The 19244-nt window shown below is 50.2% G+C and carries 15 protein-coding genes and 1 pseudogene; 11 read left to right on the forward strand and 5 right to left on the reverse strand.

All coding sequences use genetic code 11. The features are described 5' to 3' along the window. Positions 1 to 156 precede the first annotated feature (156 nt). The 11 genes and pseudogenes from metG to R2X38_RS10280 all read left to right on the forward strand — a co-directional run bounded on the left by metG (position 157) and on the right by R2X38_RS10280 (position 13425). Positions 157 to 2208 carry a methionine--tRNA ligase gene (gene metG, locus R2X38_RS10230; protein WP_317522116.1) on the forward strand — a complete coding sequence of 684 codons (2052 nt, stop codon included), beginning with the start codon at positions 157 to 159 and terminating at the stop codon, positions 2206 to 2208. Positions 2209 to 2288: 80 nt separating this feature from the next. Continuing rightward, positions 2289 to 2417: pseudogene (locus R2X38_RS10235) on the forward strand (AI-2E family transporter); the annotation flags it as partial. A gap of 500 nt (positions 2418 to 2917) precedes the next feature. Beyond that, a complete protein-coding gene (locus tag R2X38_RS10240; RefSeq protein ID WP_317522117.1) occupies positions 2918 to 4291 on the forward strand; it encodes a V-type ATP synthase subunit B in 1374 nt (457 codons plus the stop codon). Positions 4292 to 4294: 3 nt separating this feature from the next. Continuing rightward, entirely contained in the window at positions 4295 to 4918 is a 624-nt protein-coding gene (locus R2X38_RS10245) for a V-type ATP synthase subunit D (RefSeq protein ID WP_317522118.1), read from the forward strand. Then, entirely contained in the window at positions 4915 to 6720 is a 1806-nt protein-coding gene (locus R2X38_RS10250) for a hypothetical protein (RefSeq protein WP_317522119.1), read from the forward strand. The genes R2X38_RS10245 and R2X38_RS10250 overlap by 4 nt, the downstream gene beginning before the upstream one ends. 3 nt (positions 6721 to 6723) lie before the next feature. Further along, on the forward strand, positions 6724 to 7173 hold the full coding sequence (locus R2X38_RS10255) for an ATP synthase subunit C (protein ID WP_317522120.1): 450 nt from the start codon (positions 6724 to 6726) through the stop codon (positions 7171 to 7173). 10 nt (positions 7174 to 7183) lie between these two features. Beyond that, the gene (locus R2X38_RS10260) at positions 7184 to 7867 is read left to right on the forward strand and encodes a hypothetical protein (RefSeq protein WP_317522121.1); all 684 of its coding nucleotides are present in this window, start codon (positions 7184 to 7186) and stop codon (positions 7865 to 7867) included. 47 nt (positions 7868 to 7914) lie between these two features. After that, positions 7915 to 8595 (forward strand): DUF2764 family protein, encoded by a 681-nt coding sequence (locus tag R2X38_RS10265; RefSeq protein WP_317522122.1) that lies wholly within the window; start codon positions 7915 to 7917, stop codon positions 8593 to 8595. 20 nt (positions 8596 to 8615) lie between these two features. Continuing rightward, positions 8616 to 10454 carry a V-type ATP synthase subunit A gene (locus R2X38_RS10270; RefSeq protein ID WP_317522123.1) on the forward strand — a complete coding sequence of 613 codons (1839 nt, stop codon included), beginning with the start codon at positions 8616 to 8618 and terminating at the stop codon, positions 10452 to 10454. A 563-nt stretch (positions 10455 to 11017) separates the two neighbouring features. Then, positions 11018 to 12325, forward strand: coding sequence for a dicarboxylate/amino acid:cation symporter (locus R2X38_RS10275; protein ID WP_317522124.1), 1308 nt, complete (start codon positions 11018 to 11020; stop codon positions 12323 to 12325). 248 nt (positions 12326 to 12573) lie between these two features. Further along, positions 12574 to 13425 (forward strand): hypothetical protein, encoded by an 852-nt coding sequence (locus tag R2X38_RS10280; protein WP_317522125.1) that lies wholly within the window; start codon positions 12574 to 12576, stop codon positions 13423 to 13425. 48 nt (positions 13426 to 13473) lie between these two features. Here R2X38_RS10280 and R2X38_RS10285 read toward each other — a convergent pair whose 3' ends face one another. The 5 genes from R2X38_RS10285 to hisD form a co-directional block, all read right to left on the reverse strand. Then, complete coding sequence (locus tag R2X38_RS10285) at positions 13474 to 14847, reverse strand: YjiH family protein (RefSeq protein ID WP_317522126.1); 1374 nt, start codon at positions 14845 to 14847, stop codon at positions 13474 to 13476. 219 nt (positions 14848 to 15066) lie between these two features. Then, positions 15067 to 15798 carry an alpha/beta hydrolase gene (locus R2X38_RS10290; protein WP_317522127.1) on the reverse strand — a complete coding sequence of 244 codons (732 nt, stop codon included), beginning with the start codon at positions 15796 to 15798 and terminating at the stop codon, positions 15067 to 15069. Beyond that, the gene (locus R2X38_RS10295) at positions 15798 to 16802 is read right to left on the reverse strand and encodes a cupin domain-containing protein (protein ID WP_317522128.1); all 1005 of its coding nucleotides are present in this window, start codon (positions 16800 to 16802) and stop codon (positions 15798 to 15800) included. The genes R2X38_RS10290 and R2X38_RS10295 overlap by 1 nt, the downstream gene beginning before the upstream one ends. Before the next feature lie 58 nt (positions 16803 to 16860). Then, positions 16861 to 17595: an SDR family oxidoreductase gene (locus R2X38_RS10300; protein ID WP_317522129.1), complete on the reverse strand. Its 735-nt coding sequence runs from the start codon at positions 17593 to 17595 to the stop codon at positions 16861 to 16863. Beyond that, positions 17592 to 18893 (reverse strand): histidinol dehydrogenase, encoded by a 1302-nt coding sequence (hisD, locus tag R2X38_RS10305; RefSeq protein ID WP_317522130.1) that lies wholly within the window; start codon positions 18891 to 18893, stop codon positions 17592 to 17594. The genes R2X38_RS10300 and hisD overlap by 4 nt, the downstream gene beginning before the upstream one ends. Positions 18894 to 19244 lie beyond the last annotated feature (351 nt).

The raw sequence follows: 19244 nt of genomic DNA on the forward strand, positions 1-19244 counted from the left end.
CTCCACATTTATTGTTTACCTACATCCTAACACCGATGCTTATTTAGCGCCCCATTTTACGGTGATTTACAGCAGATCCTCCTAGGCAAGGTGCTATCCATCAGGTAGTATTTACAGCTACGTTTTTATTACCCATCACGAGCGAAATAAGACATTATGGCTGCAAATCCAAGAAAAATTCTGGTGACCTGCGCCCTACCGTACGCTAACGGTTCTATCCACTTGGGCCACATGCTTGAGCATGTACAAGCGGATATCTGGGTGCGCTATCAGCGCCTTCGCGGCAACGAAGTTCATTTCATCTGTGCAGACGATGCACACGGTACTCCAATCATGCTTAAGGCCCAGCAGATGGGTATGGAACCTGAGCAGATGATTGCCGAAGTGAGCAAAGAGCACCAGGCTGACTTTGCTGGCTTCGATATTAGCTTCGACAACTACCACAGCACGCACTCTGAAGAGAACCGCGAGCTGGCGTCATACGTTTACACCCAGCTGAAAGAAAACGGCTACATCACCAACCGTACTATTTCTCAGCTGTTTGACCCTGAGAAAGAAATGTTCCTGCCGGACCGTTTCGTAAAAGGTACTTGTCCTAAGTGTAAGTCTGAAGATCAGTACGGCGACAACTGTGACAACTGTGGTGAAACCTACAGCCCAACAGAGTTGATCAACCCGAAATCTGCTGTATCTGGCGCAACACCTGTTATGAAGGACTCTGAGCACTTCTTCTTCGACCTGCCTCAGTTCGAAGGCATGCTCAAAGAGTGGACCAAGTCTGGTGCCCTTCAGGATGAAACTGCCAACAAGATGCAGGAGTGGTTCGAGTCTGGCCTACAGCAGTGGGACATCTCTCGTGACGCACCTTACTTTGGTTTTGAAATCCCAGGTGAAACTGGCAAGTACTTCTACGTATGGCTGGACGCACCTATCGGTTACATGGGCTCATTCAAGAACCTGTGTGACAAGCGCGATGACCTGAACTTCGACGAGTTCTGGAACAAAGACAGCTCTACCGAGCTTTACCACTTCATCGGTAAAGACATCGTTTACTTCCACAGCCTATTCTGGCCTGCCATGCTAGAAGGCGCCGGTTTCCGCAAGCCGAACAACGTCTTCGTTCACGGCTACGTCACCGTAAACGGTGCCAAAATGTCCAAGTCTAAAGGTACCTTCATCAAGGCCGGTACTTACCTGGAACACCTAGACCCAGAATGCCTACGCTACTACTACGCAGCGAAGCTGAACAGCCGTATCGATGATCTGGATCTTAACCTTGAAGATTTCACCCAGCGCGTTAACAGCGACGTGGTGAACAAGATTGTTAACCTGGCATCGCGTAACGCAGGCTTCATCGCCAAGCGCTTCGACGGCAAGCTGTCTGACAACTTCGCCGAGCCTGAGCTATACGCAGAGTTCGTTGCTGCTGCAGATCGTATCGCAGAGCTATACGAAACCCGTGAATTCAGCCGTGCAATTCGTGAAATCACGGCACTGGCTGACAAAGCTAACCAGTATGTTGACGAAAAAGCCCCTTGGGTTGTGGCTAAGCAAGAAGGCAAAGATCAGGAACTACAGGAAATCTGCTCGGTGGGTATCAACCTGTTCCGCGTACTGATGACTTACCTGAAACCTGTTATGCCTCAGCTGGCTGAGCGCACAGAAGGCTTCCTGAACGAAACGTTGACTTGGGATGGTATTGCCCAGCCGCTAACTGGCCACGAAGTGACTAAGTTCAAGGCGCTGTTCAACCGTATCGATGCTAAGAAAATTGAAGCTATGGTTGAATCTTCAAAAGAAGATGCGGCAGCTGAAATGGCAGCAAAAGAAAAAGCAGAAGCGGCCAAGACTGAAACTGAGCTAAGCAAAGAGCCTATCGCAGACGAAATCGAATTCGATGACTTTGCCAAGGTTGACTTGCGTATTGCCAAGATCGTGTCTTGCGAATCTGTACCAAAGGCTAACAAGCTACTGAAGCTTGAGCTGGACCTAGGCGGCGAAACTCGCCAGGTATTTGCGGGTATCAAGTCGGCTTACAGCCCTGAAGACCTGATCGGTAAGCACACTGTCATGGTGGCAAACCTGAAGCCGCGCAAGATGAAGTTCGGCATGTCTGAAGGTATGGTGCTGGCAGCTGGCCCGGGTGGCGAAGATCTGTGGATCCTTGAGCCACACGAAGGTGCCAAGCCGGGTATGCGCGTCATGTAAACCGCCTGTCTTAACAGACAGCAAAAACTAAACCAGCTCAATCGAGCTGGTTTTTTTATGTCTTAACCATTACTGCGTGCCTAATTGGGGCAGTTGGCGGCATGATGTCTGGTGGTATCTTGGGCATGTTTACCGGTGCAGCTTTTCTTTCTGCCGGATACCAAGTCTTCATGAAGTGGGTGGATTCGGAAAGTGATAGCGTTGTTTGACCAAAAAAACACCAACCAACGGTTTTCCCCCCTGCAAAATCCATTAACTTTTTTTACATGTGTTAAAAGACAAAATATTGGTGATATCTAATTTTTCAGTTTTGAAAACTGCCAAGTAGATCGCAAAAAGAAAAAACAATTACTGGTGGGTATTTTCACAGTGATATTCACAACAAAGACATAAACCAATAAAATCAAAATCTTAAACAAAATCCTCTCAATTTCATACCTATATCGCCCTCACCAACACCCATGATTAATCCGATAGATAGACTCGAATATCCCGATGTGACAGAAATCATTAGTTACAATTTGACATCAATTGATACAACAGTTTTGTACCAAATAAGCTACATAAGCCTAACCTAGGTAACTGTGCTTTGGATTTTCTCCCTGCCTTGGATGGGCAGGTAATTCACAAGCGGGCCAAAAAATGAGCGCAAGAAATTCATGGCTCTCATTGAAACACTCATCCCCCAGGCAGTTATCAAGGTATTGTGATGCCACAGAGTCTATTACGTTACACCAACATACTCAGTATCGTTGGTGATTTGATCAGGGTAGAAGTACCCAATCTCTCCTCTAGCAATGCAAAGGCCAAGTACGGCGATCTTGCGATGATTGAGCAAAACGGTGAAAACTACTCGCTTGCCCAGATCATCAAAATCGACAACGAAGAAGTCTCCCTTCAGGTTTTTGCCGGCTGTAAAGGTCTATCGACCAATGCCGCCGTGTGCTTCCTCGACCAACCGATGCAGGTCACCTATTCACCGAATATTTTAGGTCGCATCTTCAACGGCGCCGGCCAACCCATTGACCATGGCCCAGAGCTTGAAACCGATCCCAAGGTAGAAATCGACGGCCCTTCGGTCAACCCGGTTCGCCGTACACTGGCAACCCGTATGGTACGAACCAACGTACCAATGATTGATGTCTTCAACACCTTGGTAGAATCACAGAAAATCCCAATCTTCTCTGTTGCCGGTGAGCCGTACAACAAATTCCTTGCCCGTATCGCGATCCAGGCCGAAGCCGATGTCGTGGTCTTCGCCGGCATGGGGCTTATCTATGATGACTACCACTTTTTCAAAACCCAATTTGAAGAAGCCGGTGTGTCATCGCGTACCGTCATGTTCGTCAACCAAGCCTCGGACCCTACCGTAGAACGTTTGCTTGCACCGGACATGGCACTGTCAGTGGCCGAGCATTTCGCCGTTGACGAAAGCAAGAAGGTGTTGGTGCTGCTGACCGACATGACCTCTTATGCCGACGCCATGAAGGAAATCGGCGTATCAATGGACAAGATCCCAGCCAACCGAGGTTACATGGGCGATCTTTACTCCCAGCTGGCCAAACGCTACGAAAAAGCCTGTGACTACAAAGGGGCAGGCTCTGTCACCCTGCTGGCAGTGACCACCATGCCAGGCAATGACGTGACCCACCCGGTTCCGGATAACACCGGTTATATCACCGAAGGCCAGTTCTACCTTCATGATGGTGTGCTTGACCCATTCGGCTCCCTGTCCCGTCTTAAGCAGATGGTAGTCGGCAAGGAAACCCGTGAAGACCACAGCGCCATCATGAGCGTGATGATCCGCTTCTACTCAGACTCTGTCGAAGCCCAGCAGAAACAAGCCATGGCATTCGAACTGTCAGAGTATGACAAGAAGACGCTGAAGTTCGGCAAGTACTTCAAGGACAACTTCATGACGCTGGATGTCGACATGAGCCTGGAAGATGCGCTGGACTTCAGCTGGAAAATCCTCGCGGAGTGTTTTGATCCGGAAGAAACCCTGATCAAAGACAGCCTGCTGGAAATGTACTGGCCTTATCCAGAGCAGTTGGATCTGGATACAGAAGCAGTAGAGGGTTAACCAATGGCAAAGGTAGCACTGAACAAAAGCTCGCTAAACAAGCAAAAGCGGAGTTTAAAAACTTACAACCGCTACCTGCCTGCGTTGGAACTGAAGCGTCAACAATTAATGCTGGAGCGAAAGAAAGCCGAGAAAGCTTTGCACCAAGCCAAACAGCGCGTCGCCGATTTACGCGCCGTGGTTGAAGAAGCGATCCCGATGCTCGCGTGCAAGGAAATCAACGTCAACAACCTAGTCAAGGTCACTGACGTTAAGCTTGCCACCCAGAATATTGTTGGCTGCCGGGTCCCGGTCGTCGAGTCTATCGATGTCGAAGTGACCCCATACAGTTATCTTGCCCGTCCGCACTGGGTCGATAGTGTGGTGCGTCAGCTGAAGGAAATGGTTCGTTTGCGTGTAGAGCTGGCCGTCTACCAGCAGCGCTACGAATTGATCAGCGACGCCACGCGGATCACCAGCCAGCGTGTGAACTTGTTCTCGAAAGTGCTGATCCCTGATACCCAAGAAAGTATCAAGCGGATCGGTATCTACCTGTCAGACCAAGAGCGCGCGGCGGTAATGAACGCCAAGCTATCGAAACAAAAAGTGTTGGCTCAGCAAGAGAAAACGCAGGGAGGCCAATCATGAGTATCAAACAGTTAAAACGCTTAACACTCGGTGGCCAAGCCTCTCGCCGGGATGAGATCCTGATGGCGTTGCAAGCATTGGGGTGTATGCATCTTATTCCTCTCAGTCAGGATGATGCCGACGCCAATCATGCGATTGCAATGCAGCAGCCGACAGATGCCAGCGAGGCCCTTGCCTGGCTGAGCCGCGTCGAGCGCAGACGCCGTCCGGTCAAGGACAAGGATTTGGTGGATGTCGATGAATTGGTAGCCCAAATTCTCGAGAACAAGCGCCATATCCGCCAGCAGCAGGACAAACGTGACTTGCTCAAAGAGCGCCTGCAACTGCTGCGCCCTTGGGGGGAGTTTGAACTGCCTGACATCAGCACCATTAACAACTTGCGTTTCTGGTTTTATCTTCTGCCGTTGAAAAAGCTGTCTGCCATGGCCGACATCGATCTTCCTTGGCAAGAAGTTCACCGCGATCAGAAAAATGCTTATGTCGTCATTGTGTCTGAGTCCGAGCCCGATCCAGCGTTGCTTCCGGTCGATCGTTCGCACATTGGCGGCAGCAGCCTGTCCAAAGTAGAAGAGTATCTCGAGATTGCCGAACAGCACCTTGAGGATCTCATCGCAGAACGTGAAGCCCTCACTCGCTGGATATATCCGCTGAGTCAGTCACTGGCGGCAAGCCAGGACAAGGCCGAACTGCTACTTGCCTCTTCGGGCGTTCAGGACGAAGGCGAATTCTTCCTGATCCAGGGGTGGATGCCTGCCGATGCCCAGGACGCGGTGATTGAACTGGCTGATGTCTATGGCTCTGCGGTGTTGTTCGAAGATCCCAAAGATGATGACCAGCCACCGACGCTGCTGGAAAACTCCGAGCTAACCGGTGGCGGCGCTGAAGCCATGGGCTTCTTCCAAACGCCTAACTATCGAGCATGGGACCCGGGTAACCTGGTGTTCTATTCATTCTCGTTGTTCTTCGCAATGATCATGAATGATGCCATGTACAGTGCAATCCTCGGCCTGATCATCTTGTTCTTCCGTGAAAAGTTCGATGCCTCCGAAGAAGGCAAACGCCTGAAGAACATGGGCTTGTTCATGTCTGGACTGGGGATTTTCTGGGGGGTGTTAGCCGGTAGCTACTTTGGTATCACGCCAAGCGAAGGCAGCTTCTGGGACTTCTTCCACATCATCGACATGAACGATTACAACGCCATGATGCGGCTTTCGGTCTTTATCGGTGTGATGCACCTGATCATCGCCAACGTGATGACGGCTTATATCAACCGCACCCACAAGCGGGCGTTCGCGCCACTTGGCTGGGCGGCGCTGATGTTTGGCGGCATGTTGGTATGGTTCGGTGTGACTGGCGCGGTCTGGAGTTGGTTCGGTAAAGGGCTTGGCGGCCTTTTGATGCTCGGCGGTGCCGGTCTGGTCTGTGTATATAGCAGCGATCGTCCAATCAACAGCCGCAAGGACATGGCACTTCGGGTACTCGATGGCGCCAAGGCGATTTACAACATCACCAGCGCCTTCGGTGACATCCTGAGCTACATGCGTTTGTTTGCGCTTGGCCTGTCAGGTGCATCGCTGGCAATGACCTTTAACTCACTAGCCGGCCAAGTTGTCGAAGCCCAGCCTGTCTCTGGGGTGCTGTTTGGCGGCCTGATCTTATTGCTTGGCCATATTTTGAACTTCGCACTCTGTGTCATGAGTGGCGTGGTTCACGGTATGCGCCTGAACGTTATTGAATTTGTTAACTGGGGTCTATCCGACGAAGGATACCCATTCAAAGCTTTTCGGAAGAAAGAGGATTAAAACATGGAACAATTTGTAATTGCACTTGGTTGGTTGGGCGCGTTCGCTCCTGTTGCACTGGGTGCTATTGGTTCAGCTATCGGCTGTTCGGTAGCCGGTCAGGCAGCCTGTGGTGCCATGCTCGATGTTGAATCTGGCTACGGTAAATACATTGGCCTGTCAGCCATGCCATCCTCTCAGGTTATCTACGGTATCGTCATCATGTTTACCCTTGCCGGTATCGGTGTGGATGCACAAACTGCTGGCGGCCTATTCGGTGTTGGCCTGATGACCGGTCTGGCGCTGCTGTTCTCTGCTATCTACCAGGGCCAGGCAGTATCGGCTGCTATCAATGCCTCTAAGAACAAGCCTGAAGTATTCGGCCTATCGATTGCTCCAGCAGCGATTGTAGAAGGCTTCTCGGTATTCGCGTTCGTATTTGCCCTAGTAATGGGTGCCAACATCGGCGCTTAAGGAAAAGACCATGCCAGTAGAAAATCAAAATACCACGCCTGTCTCGGCAGGGATCAAGCAACTGGTCGACACCCTTCGCCAAGAAGGTGTGGATGCCGGTAAAGAAGCAGCGGATCAGATTATTGCTGAAGCGCGTGAGGAAGCCTCTACCATCGTGGCCGAAGCCCGAGATAAAGCTGGCCTGATCCTGGGTAATGCGCGCAAAGAAGCTGACTTTATTTCAACCGCAGGCAAGCAAGCGTTTGAAATGGCTAACCGCAACGCCATTTTGGAGCTGAAAGCGTTTTTGCAGGATGAATTTGCCAAGCAGATCCAGGCGACTGTCGGTACCCAGTTAACGGACGAGAAACTGCTGCAGCAGATGATCCTCGAAGTCGCTGGCCGCAATGCTATCCAATCCGATGAGCCTGTTGAAGTTATCTTGCCGACCCGCGTGGTAGGCGTGAACGATTTGAGTGCCAACCCTGAAGAACTCAAGGAAGGTACGCTGATCCATTTCGCGGTGGCGCAAGCCGCTGAAATGCTTCGCGAAGGGGTCACTTTCAACGTCAATGGAGATAACAAGAATGCCGTTGTGTTCCGCTTGAAAGATAAAGATATCGAAGTGGCACTGTCGGATGAGACCGTCACCCAGATGATGCTTAATCATCTCCAGCCACGCTTCCGCGCGTTGTTGGAAGGTATCGTTAAGTAAGTAAAGGAGGCAGGTTTGCCCTGCCTCTCCTTTAACAAGGAACGTATATGTCTGATAAAGCATATCATAGCTTGTTGACGTCACTGCCGCATATCGACTCGCTGTTTAACAGTAAAATCACGCCGATTTCGCGTTATCAGCTGGAACGCCGTTTGAGTGCCCTCACTTTTGATGAACGTAAGCACCTCAATATGATTGAGCAGCTGATGCACTGGGATCGCACCAAGGACGATGCCGATGATGCCGAACTGATCAAGTTCGCGACGCGGGCCCGCAATGAAGTCAAAAGCAAGGTACTCCGCGATCTGATTGACTGGCGTCTGGATATGCGAACGGTTGTAGCTGCCCTGCGCCGCAAAAAAGCCGGGGAAAAAGCACCGTCAGGGCCTCGCTGGAGCTTCGGTACGCGCTACGAGTTTGTCCGCCGCAATTGGAATGTGCCCTACTTTAACTTGCAGTTCTCTTTCCCATGGTTGCCGGATGTTGCCCGGTACATGGAACACGATCAGAGCCTCGAGCTCGAAAAAGCCTTACTAGAAGCGGTTTGGGATGAACTTGACCGCATCAGCACCAAAGAGCGCTTTAGCTTCGAAGCTGTCGTAATTTATCTCTTGCGCTGGAACTTGGTATTCCGCTGGACCACTTACAACAGCGAGATAGCCATCGAGCGGTTCGACCAACTGGTAGAAAATGCACTGGGTGAGTTTGCCAGTGATCTACCGCATTAATTTTGAAAACAGGTTGTTCAATGAGCACAGAATTAATCAATAAAACGCCGACAGCCCACGTTACGGCTGTCATTGGCGACACACTGACCATTCGCCTCAACCAAGGTGAAAAGGGCCAACTGGTAAAAAATGAAGTGGTCTATGTATTGCCGAGCCGCAAGCAAACGGACGGCCTTGATGAAATGCTAATGGCCGAAGTACTGCGCGTCCGTGGCGACTCTGCGGATATTCAGGTGTATGAAGACACCCGTGGTGTTGCCGTGGGTGACAGCATTATCCAAACCGGTGAAATGCTCAGTGTCGATCTGGGCCCTGGTATCCTGGCCCAAATCTATGATGGCCTGCAAAACCCGCTGGAGCGACTGGCACAGATCCACGGTAAGTTCCTCAAACGCGGTGTGCAGGTTGATGCGCTGGATAAAGCAGAGACCTGGGCCTTTACTGCCGTAGCCAAGAAAGGCGACAAACTCCGTGCCGGCCAATCGCTGGGCACCGTACAAGAAGGTCGCTTTACGCACCAGATCATGGTGCCCTTCTATATTAAAGGCGAAGTCGAAGTCACCTGGATTCAGGAAGGCAGCTTTACCATTGATACCGTGGTAGCCCACATTACCGATAACCACGGTAAAGAGCACAACCTGACCATGGTCCAGAAGTGGCCGGTCCGCCAGTCTATCGCCAATACCCTGACCAAAAACGGCGGCAAGACCCAGCGTAAATTCCCGAATGAGCCACTGGTTACAACCACCCGTACCATTGATACTTTCTTCCCGATTGCCCGTGGCGGAACTGGCTGTGTACCGGGGCCATTCGGCTCAGGGAAAACGGTTCTGCAGCACGGTATCTCCCGTTACTGTGATGCCGACATTGTTATCGTGGTTGCCTGTGGCGAGCGTGCTGGTGAAGTGGTTGAAACCATTGAAGAATTCCCTCACCTGCCGGATCCTAAGCACGGCGGTACCCTGATTGACCGTACCGTGATCATCTGCAATACCTCATCCATGCCGGTTGCTGCCCGTGAGGCCTCTATTTATACCGGCTTGACGCTGGGTGAATACTACCGCCAGATGGGCTACAACGTCCTGCTGTTGGCTGACTCAACCTCTCGTTGGGCACAGGCAATGCGTGAAACGTCGAACCGCCTGGAAGAGATCCCAGGAGAAGAAGGTTTCCCTGCTTACATGGACTCGGCGATCAAAGGCGTTTACGAGCGCTGTGGTGTCGTTGACAACGAAAACGGCACTGATGGGTCGTTGACGATGATCGGTTCGGTTTCCCCTGCCGGTGGTAACTTTGAAGAGCCGGTCACCCAGTCTACCCTAGGTACCGTTAAGACCTTCCTTGGCCTGTCGTATGACCGCGCCTACAAGCGCTTCTACCCGGCAATTGACCCGTTGATTTCCTGGTCACGTTACCTCGACCAGCTTGAAGACTGGTATGCCGAAAACCTTGGTCCAGAATGGGTGCCAACGGTTAAGGAAATGAAAGCACTGCTATCGACTGGTGACAGTATCGGGCAGATGATGCAGGTAACCGGTGAGGAAGGTATCTCGCTGGAAGACTATGTGGTTTACCAGAAAGCGCTGTTCCTTGACATGGTATACCTGCAGCAAGATGCTTTCGACGAGGTCGATGCGTCATGTAGCTTCGAGCGCCAGCAGTTTATCTTTGCCAAGGTGGTGAAAGTCATCCGCACTGAGTATGATTTTGCTGATAAAGCCGAAGCACGTAAGTACTTTACATCCATGACGCGTTACTTCCGTAACTTCCATTACGCCAAAGACAATACTGCCGAGTACCACGATTACGTTTCACGTATCGACATGCTGTTGGAAGATACCGTCACCGCGGCAGTATAAGCTTTAAAATCAAACGTTAAGTCTAGCAACCAGCATATCTGTGTTCAGATAGTGCTGGTTTGCTACGCCCAGAAAAACTTACCGGAAAAACACATTCGGGATAAATATATATTCCAATACAACCCTGCGAAACATCCCACCCAGATCAAGGTAAAAGATTAGAATTAATCACCACAAACATGGCTTTACCAGAGCGAATTTAACCTTCCCGTCACACCTAATCCTTTACAGGCATTCTACCCCATGAAATCCTGCAAAACTGAATGTTAACAGCGGCTTTTCCTAGTGCTTAAAATCAAGTGTAAACTCGGCGAAACCTTAGCATATTTTCGCTCAAATCGATTTATCAGCACAAAAAACGGCCAAAGACCGCCGAATGCGTTAAAATTCAGTTAATAAATATGTTTTCGGAATATCGTACTGCCTAAAAAAGTGTGATCTGAAACATATCTTTGATTATTTCAAGGCATTTTACTTCGCTTTAACACGTGAAGTGCTGTTAACCTGCTCCGCGCTCTGGTGAAAGATTTTCAGAGTGAATAATTATAAGGAGTGTTTTATTCATGCAAGCACAAAAGAAAAAAATGTCCCTGACCGGCCGCGTTATTCTGGGTATGGTTCTGGGCATCTTGACAGGATTCATTATTCGTTCGCTTTTTGCTGAATCATCTTTTGTCCACGAATATATAGTGAATGGCCTGTTCGAGGTTGGCGGTGCAATTTTCATCGCAAGCTTGAAGATGCTAGTTGTGCCATTGGTATTTGTCTCGCTGGTATGTGGTACCAGTACGCTTAAAGACATCAGCACACTGGGTCGCCTAGGCGGTAAAACATTGGCGTTTTACCTGACTACTACAGCCATTGCCATTTCACTGGCGTTGGTCATGGGTAACCTGTTCAAGCCAGGGGCAGGCGCAGACCTTTCTGCTGCTACCTCATTTGCTTCCAAGGAAGCGCCGTCACTGGGCCAGGTCATTATCGACATGTTCCCGACCAACCCAATCAGCTCGATGGCTAACGGTAACACGCTGCAAATCATCGTGTTCGCTATCCTGTTCGGTATAGCCATCAGTGCGGCGGGTAAGCCGGGCGAGCGTATTGCAGGGATCTTTGCTGATCTCAACGAAGTGATCATGAAGCTGGTTGCCCTGCTGATGAACATTGCCCCATTCGGTGTATTCTTCCTGATGGCAAAACTGTTCACAGGCCTTGGTCTTGATGCAATTTTCAACCTGTTCGGTTACTTCCTGGTACTGACTTGTACCCTGCTGCTGCACGGTATCGTGGTATACGGTACACTGTTCAAGATCTTCACCGGTTTGAGCCCGAAACTGTTCCTGAAGAAGATGGAAGATGCGATCATGTTCGCCTTCTCAACCGCTTCTTCCAACGCGACTATTCCAGTAACGATGGAAACAGCAACCAAGCGTCTTGGTGTTAAGAACCGTATCGCTTCGTTCACTGTACCGCTAGGCGCAACCATCAACATGGATGGTACGGCGATCATGCAAGGTGTGGCGACTGCCTTCATTGCTCAGGCATTCAACATCGACCTGACCATGGGTGACTACTTAATGGTCATTGCCACAGCAACTCTGGCATCAATCGGTACCGCTGGTGTACCAGGTGTGGGCCTAATCATGCTGGCAATGGTATTGAACCAGGTTGGCCTACCGGTTGAAGGTATCGCAATTATCATGGGTGTTGACCGTCTGCTAGATATGATCCGTACTGCAGTTAACATCACGGGTGACAGCTGTGTAACCTGTATCGTTGCGAAATCTGAAGGTGAGATGGATATCGACCGCTTCAACGACCCGCATGCGGGTGAGAAAGAAGAAGAAGTCCACCTACATCCAATTCACGATTAAATCGTGTCTTATAAAGGCTTCCATCTGGAAGCCTTTCTTATCTCTTTTCCACTCCACCATATGCACCATGATGTAGCATCTCTGCACCACCGCCGCACCATTATCGCCCCCATTTGATAAACCCACTAAAGACCACAGCATAACCAGCTGATAATAAAGGCTTAAATATTTCTGTCATTTGAACCATCATGGAATAGTGCTTGCAGCTTTGCTTACCAGAACCGGACTCGTGTGTTTAGGGAGGCTGCATGCTCTATTTTATTCTTACCCTCTGTCTAGTCGGCATTGCGCTTGGCACCGTCATCATTCGCTCCCGCCAGCAACGCGATTTACTGCAAAGCCGTTTTAACCAAATTATCGGCCTGCGCCAACTTATCCACTTACTGCGTTTTCACCGCCGCCAGTCACACCTAGCCTTAAAAAGCGCTCCGCCGCGAACAGAAAGCCTCAGTGAATCCATAGCGATCAAGACCTTGATCCATAGCCTGATCAACCAAGCTGAAACGGCCAACAAGCCGATGTACCGCATTCTCGACAAACAGCTCAGCACGATTTTGGATGAGTGGCCCAAATATTCTGTCCAGCGCAACCAGTCCACCCATGGCAAAGCAATCCGCCACGTGTTGTACCTTATTGATGATACGTTAACCCAGTGCCTCATCACATCTGAAAAGGACGAACTGTTCAAGCAGTACCAAGGTACCTGGCCTGTGATGCTCAATGCTATCGACAGCCTAAGCCGCTTTCGCTACGCAATTGAGAACTACAAGATGGGCAGTGACGTGATGGCAAGGGAGCTGAGCCTGCACGCCCAGATCCTCAAGCGTAGAATGGCACAATTGCATTTACCCGATGATCCTGCGGTACCGCCGCTCATCATCGATAACCTGTTCATCCAGTATGAAAATATAGATTTAAACGCTCACGACAAGGAGTTGGTCAAGCATCACCTCTACCAGTTTTCACTGGAAGCGTCAGATACCCTGTTCCACTTATTTGATCTGGTACTTAGCCATGTAGGCGGGGAGTTGTCGATTAAGCTGCCTGAGCTGACAGCAAGGGAAGATAAGAAAGTGGTACAAATAATTGCCCGGTATTGAGACCGGGCAATGGGGGAAGGAGCAGTTTGTCTTGTCTAACCTGAGTCTTTAGAAGATCAGGTGGGCAATCGCTACGATGATCGGCAATGTCACAAGCGTACGCAGGACAAAGATAGCCACCAGCTCAAGGAAGTTGATTGGCACCTTGCTGCTCAGGATCACCGAGCCAGTTTCTGACATGAAAATCAGCTGGGTAACAGACAGTGCAGCGACAACAAACTTGGTCAGCTCAGCATTGATGCTTGATGCTGCAATGATTGACGGCACATACATATCCGTGAAGCCTACCAACATGGTCTGTGCCGCCGCTTGCGCCTCAGCAACGTTCAGTAGCTCAAGTAGTGGAACAAACGGTGCGCCCAGTAGCGAGAACAGAGGTGTCGTTTCCGCCACAACTAGGCCAAGTGTACCGATGGCCATCACCACTGGCAGAACACCAATCACCATATCCAACGCATTGTGAATACCTTCTTTGGCAACAGAGCCAAGGCTCTTCACCTTATCAGCACGCTGCAGAGCCAAATCCATACCAAAGCTCATTGCTGACTGGCCTTCTGGTACCAGTTCGTCATCACGGTTTGGTGCCGTACCATCGATGTAGACATCTTTTTTGTATGACAGAGGCGGCAGGAACTGAATCACCATGGCAGCAACTACGCCTGACAAACAAATCGCGGCATAGAAAGGCACGAAGTAATTCTGCAGGCCAACCTGGGTCAATACCACCAGCGAGAAAGAAATACCAACCGGCGAGAACATGGTCGCAACGACAGCAGCTTCACGGGCTGTATACTTTTTCTGCTCGTACTGCTTACTGGTCAAGATAACCCCAACCGTACCGTCACCCAACCAAGATGAAATACAGTCAATCGCAGCACGACCCGGCAGCCTGAACACAGGACGCATAAACTTACTCAGCAAGGTACCTAGCAGCTCAAGTAAACCGAAGTTGAGCAGTAGCGGCAGTAGCAAACCGGCAAAGATGAAAGTAACAAACAGTGAAGGCAACAGATCATGCAGCACCAAACCACCGGTATTTTCATTCCAGAGCATTTCTGGACCTACCTGATGAAGCGCCGCCAGGGTAAATACCGCACCCAAACTACGAATAACCAACCACGTTGGGCTCAATACGAAAAGACGAGTCAGCAAAGGAGATTGAGTAACAAAAGTAGGCTTTGCAACACTTGCCAGTACTGAAACCACAGCAGACAAACAGATCACCGCCGTCACCAACGGCAGGATAGCGTCACCCAGCACAGCCTTGAAGCCTTTAGCCATAAGGGCTAGCGGGAAGGTAAAGTCACCGTTGACGGTCAGCGGCGCCAAGAAAAAGAACAAACCAAGTAAAGATGGAATGGCGAACATCAGCACATTCCGGCTGGTCTTGTGGTTGTTTTGCGCTAAAAGGGTATCTGTCATTCTACTGCTTCCTGAATGATTACACTCTCAATAAAAGTGAATAATTTCTCAATAGCGCGATTATATCGATATATCTTTCAGAGACAAGCCCAAACAGCAAAAAAAATCACATCAAGCGAATATAAATTCACACTTAATCCTAAAAAAATAGCCCGCTTAATAGCGGGCCGAATAGGAACTAGCAAACAAACACTAACAATGAAAATCAATGACTCGGTACTACGCAGTTTCTCCCCCTCGCAGCCAATTAACCTCTATCCAGTGGCTAATGTGCTGCGCCACATCATGCGGGCGCTCCATAGTGGCTAAATGGCCACAATCATTAAGTATGTGCAAGCTTACTTGCGGGATATGCTCTGCCATTTTCAAGTGGTTCGACACCGGACATAAAGCATCGTCCCTGCCGCAGATGACCAAACTCGGCACCCGAATATCCGCCAGCATCGGCCTGGCATCTGGCCGGGTTGCCAATGCCTTGGCATGGGCGATGAAAGCTTCGATACCGATGTTGTCGGCCATATCGCATATTGAGTCTGTCAGGGCTGTATCTACCAAGCGACTATGATGGATTAGGGCCGGGAGTAAAACCTCGCGGGTAATAGCAGGAAACTCGCCAGCGATAGCACGATCCACTAGGGCATCGCGCTTCTCGGTGACAGCAGGCTGTTCATCAGCTGCATTGGTATCTATCAGCACCAAGCCTTTCACCCTTTCCGGTGCCTGGCGATAGACTTCAAAGGCCAATATCCCCCCCATCGACAAGCCACCGAGAATGAAGGTTTCCGGTGCTTCCTCCAGTACCTTACTTGCAAGGACCTGCATAGAATCAGCGACATCCAAGTTTGCGCATTGGGGAGCAAGCCACTCAGGTAACAGTGCATTGACCGGCTCAAAGAGCTGCTGGTCGCACAATAGGCCAGGTAACCATAACAATGGGAGGGATTGGTTCATCACAACACCTCAGGCTTTTCTGGCTGATCACTGCCGAGGATGCAGTAAGTAAAGCTTTCGCCACGGACATTCGCTAGGCTTAGCTCCGCACCAACAGGCACATTCAAGACATCACCGGTCGTCAGCAAAACCTTGGCCGTTTCACCCTGGTGTTTAATTTCTATCTCGGTATCGCCACTGAAATTAATCAGTACCTGTTTCTCTTTGCGGGTATGCATAGGCAGCTTGGCTTGATTTTCCAACCTGTAGGCTTGGATGCTGACTTCATCGTGGCTCTTGACTTGGAAGTCATAGTTAGCCAGCGGGCTACCCGTCAGGGCAAATTGCTGGTAATCAACCCCGGCAAAATCATTGACCACCGGACGGTAGTCTTTGCTCAGAGCTACATACGGCATCATCTGCTCTGTGGTATAGGTGTCAAACTGCTGCATCTCCTGCTCTGTCAGCAATGGCATCAATTCATCTTCGGCCGGGACCTCATCACCTGCCTGAGTATCAGCCAGGCTACCGTCAGCTCGTAGGTACAGACCATGGCCCTGGCTGTTCTTGATCACTTCCGGGTGCCAGATCACACCACCGCCTGAATCATCCCCGCCTAGTACAGAATACATAAAGCCATAATCTCGCCCTACAACTTCGAAACCACGGAATAAATTGGTTGGGATAGATATCACGTCCCCCTTCGACAGCACAGCATCATATTCGCCATCGTTGCCCCAGTAGAGGCGGAACTGGCCCTTGAACACCACAAACAATTCAGCTGTTCGATGAGAGTGAAGGGAGTTTTTGATCCCCGGCGGCTGGCCTGCCGCGCCAATATTAAAACCAGCCGTATCGCGGATATGCACATGCTGGCGGCTACTTTCGGCTACACCGGCACCAATAATGCAAAAATTATCTTTCAGGTGGCTGCCCGGTGTGCGCGCATCAATAAACGCACTGGTACCCGGGATCAATTCCATGTAACGGACAAGTTGTTGATTAATTTCTTGTTGTAAGTTCATTTTCCATATCCTTTTGGTAACAGAGAGGATAGCTTGCAATTGAGCACTCGCCCTCACACTAGGCTCCCAGCGGGCGACCACCGTCTACCGCCAGTGTCGTACCGGTAGAAAACGTCATTTGCTCAGCAGCCACGACAACGGCTCTCGCCACTTCCTCTGCATTGGCCAGCCTTTTCAGTGGTGTTGATTGCTCTTGCTGGTCACGCCACTCACTATCCAGTCCTTTGACAAACTCGGTATCGACCAAGCCCGGTGCAACCGCAAGTACACGGATATCGGGGGCCAAGGCCCGTGCCAATGAACGGGTCATGTTTTCAACAGCAGCCTTGCTGGCACAGTAGGCGATATTACTGCCCATCGCTGTTTGTGCGGCGATAGAGGTAATATTGACCACACAGCCATTGTTCTCTTCAAGCAAAGGGCGCATGGCGCGAACCATGGCAAACGGAGCACGGACATTGACTTCGAAGATCCGATCAATCAACTCATCGGTCAACGAGACCAAATCATCGTGGGCCACATACTGGGTAGTCCCGGCACAGTTGACCAGCAGATCCACCCCCTGCCCGTCAGCCGCCAGTTGGTCAGCCAAAGACTGAATGCTTCGGCTATCGGACACATCGAGTTTGCAACTTCGATGCCCCTGCCCTGCCATGCCGGCTAGCACCTGGTTGGCCGCCTCGGCATTGGCATTGAAAGTCAGGATAACTTGGTAACCTGATTGGGCGAGGTGCTGGCTGATGGCGGCCCCCAGGCCGCCACTCCCACCCGTTACCAGAGCGAGTTTGCTCATGACAACGCGCCCTCCTCGTCCAGTTTCTTGTAACGGCGAACGCGGATATCTGCTTGCTCTTTATGGCCGGCAAAGCCTTCCAGTGCACATAAGCGCGAGCAGTATTCACCGACTTTCAACGAAGCCTCTGCAGTTACGCGCTGGTAAGTACAGGTCTTGATGAACTTGCCAACCCATAGGCCACCGGTATAACGAGCCGCTTTCTTGGTCGGTAGGGTATGGTTGGTACCGATACACTTGTCACCGTAGGAAACATTGGTTTCACGTCCTAGGAACAGCGCACCGTAGTTAGTCATATTCTCGAGGAAGTACTGTGGGTCGCGGGTCATTACCTGGACGTGCTCGGAGGCAATATCATCTGCAACTTCCACCATTTCTTCGTAGCTGTCACAGACAATCACCTGGCCGTAGTCATCCCACGCCTTACCAGCCACTTCCGCTGTCGGCAGGATAGTTAATTGGCGCTCGACTTCCTTGATAGTTTCAAGGGCAAATTGCTCCGAGTTAGTCAGCAGTACCGCTGGCGAGTTGTAACCATGCTCGGCCTGGCCCAGCAGATCAGCTGCAGCCAGTTCAGGGTCACAACCTTGCTCATCTGCAATAACTAATGTTTCAGTTGGACCTGCAAACAAGTCGATACCCACTCGGCCAAACAGTTGGCGCTTGGCTTCGGCAACAAAAGCGTTACCCGGACCGACAATCATATCAACAGGCAGGATTGACTCGGTTCCCAAGGCCATTGCACCAACGGCCTGGACACCACCAAAGCAATAGATTTCATCGGCTCCGGCCATCGCCATTGCGGCTACGATGGCAGGGTTCGGCTCACCGTTGAATGGAGGAGCACAGGCAATAACACGTTTAACACCGGCAACTTTGGCAGTCAGGACACTCATGTGTGCAGAAGCAACCAGCGGGTACTTACCGCCAGGGATGTAACAGCCAACACTGTTTACCGGTACGTTCTTGTGGCCCAGCACAACACCCGGCAGTGTTTCGACTTCAACATCTTTCATTGAATCACGCTGGATCTGGGCAAAGTTGCGGACCTGCTCTTGGGCAAACTCGATATCATGGCGCGTCGCATCGTCCAGGCTATCGATACAGGCCTGGATTTGCTCCTCTGACAAGCGGAACTGGGCTGGTGACCAGTTATCAAATTTTTCCGATAACTCACGCACAGCGCTGTCGCCACGCTGTTGGATATCCCCAAGGATCCCCTCAACGATACCGCGTACCTTTGCGTCATTGGATGCTGAAACTTCTTCTGTGATGCCTTCTTTCAGAAAACGAGCCATGTATGTTTCTCCTTGCTTCACTTTTGATTACGTATGCATTGTTATGAAAAATTTTTTTATCGTTCTGACTTTATTCCAGCTGTTTGGATAGGACTAAACAACCAAATGACTACGAATGCAAAATACATTAAACAAAAAATTTACAACAAGCAAACAAAAACATCACCAAACCAAAGATATTTTTTTATCCTGCTGATTTAACTGAATTTAAGTTAGTCATACCAGATCGTAAGCAGTTACATCCAGCACTATTTACCCGATTAACTCGATGTTTTCACCTCACCATTGTTGCCAAAAAGTTAATTTAAGGATATTTATCTTGCATACCTTTCCAATACAAAAACCAAGTAA

Origin of the sequence: Photobacterium rosenbergii (genome assembly GCF_033022775.1) — a bacterium.
Lineage (GTDB): Bacteria > Pseudomonadota > Gammaproteobacteria > Enterobacterales > Vibrionaceae > Photobacterium > Photobacterium rosenbergii_A.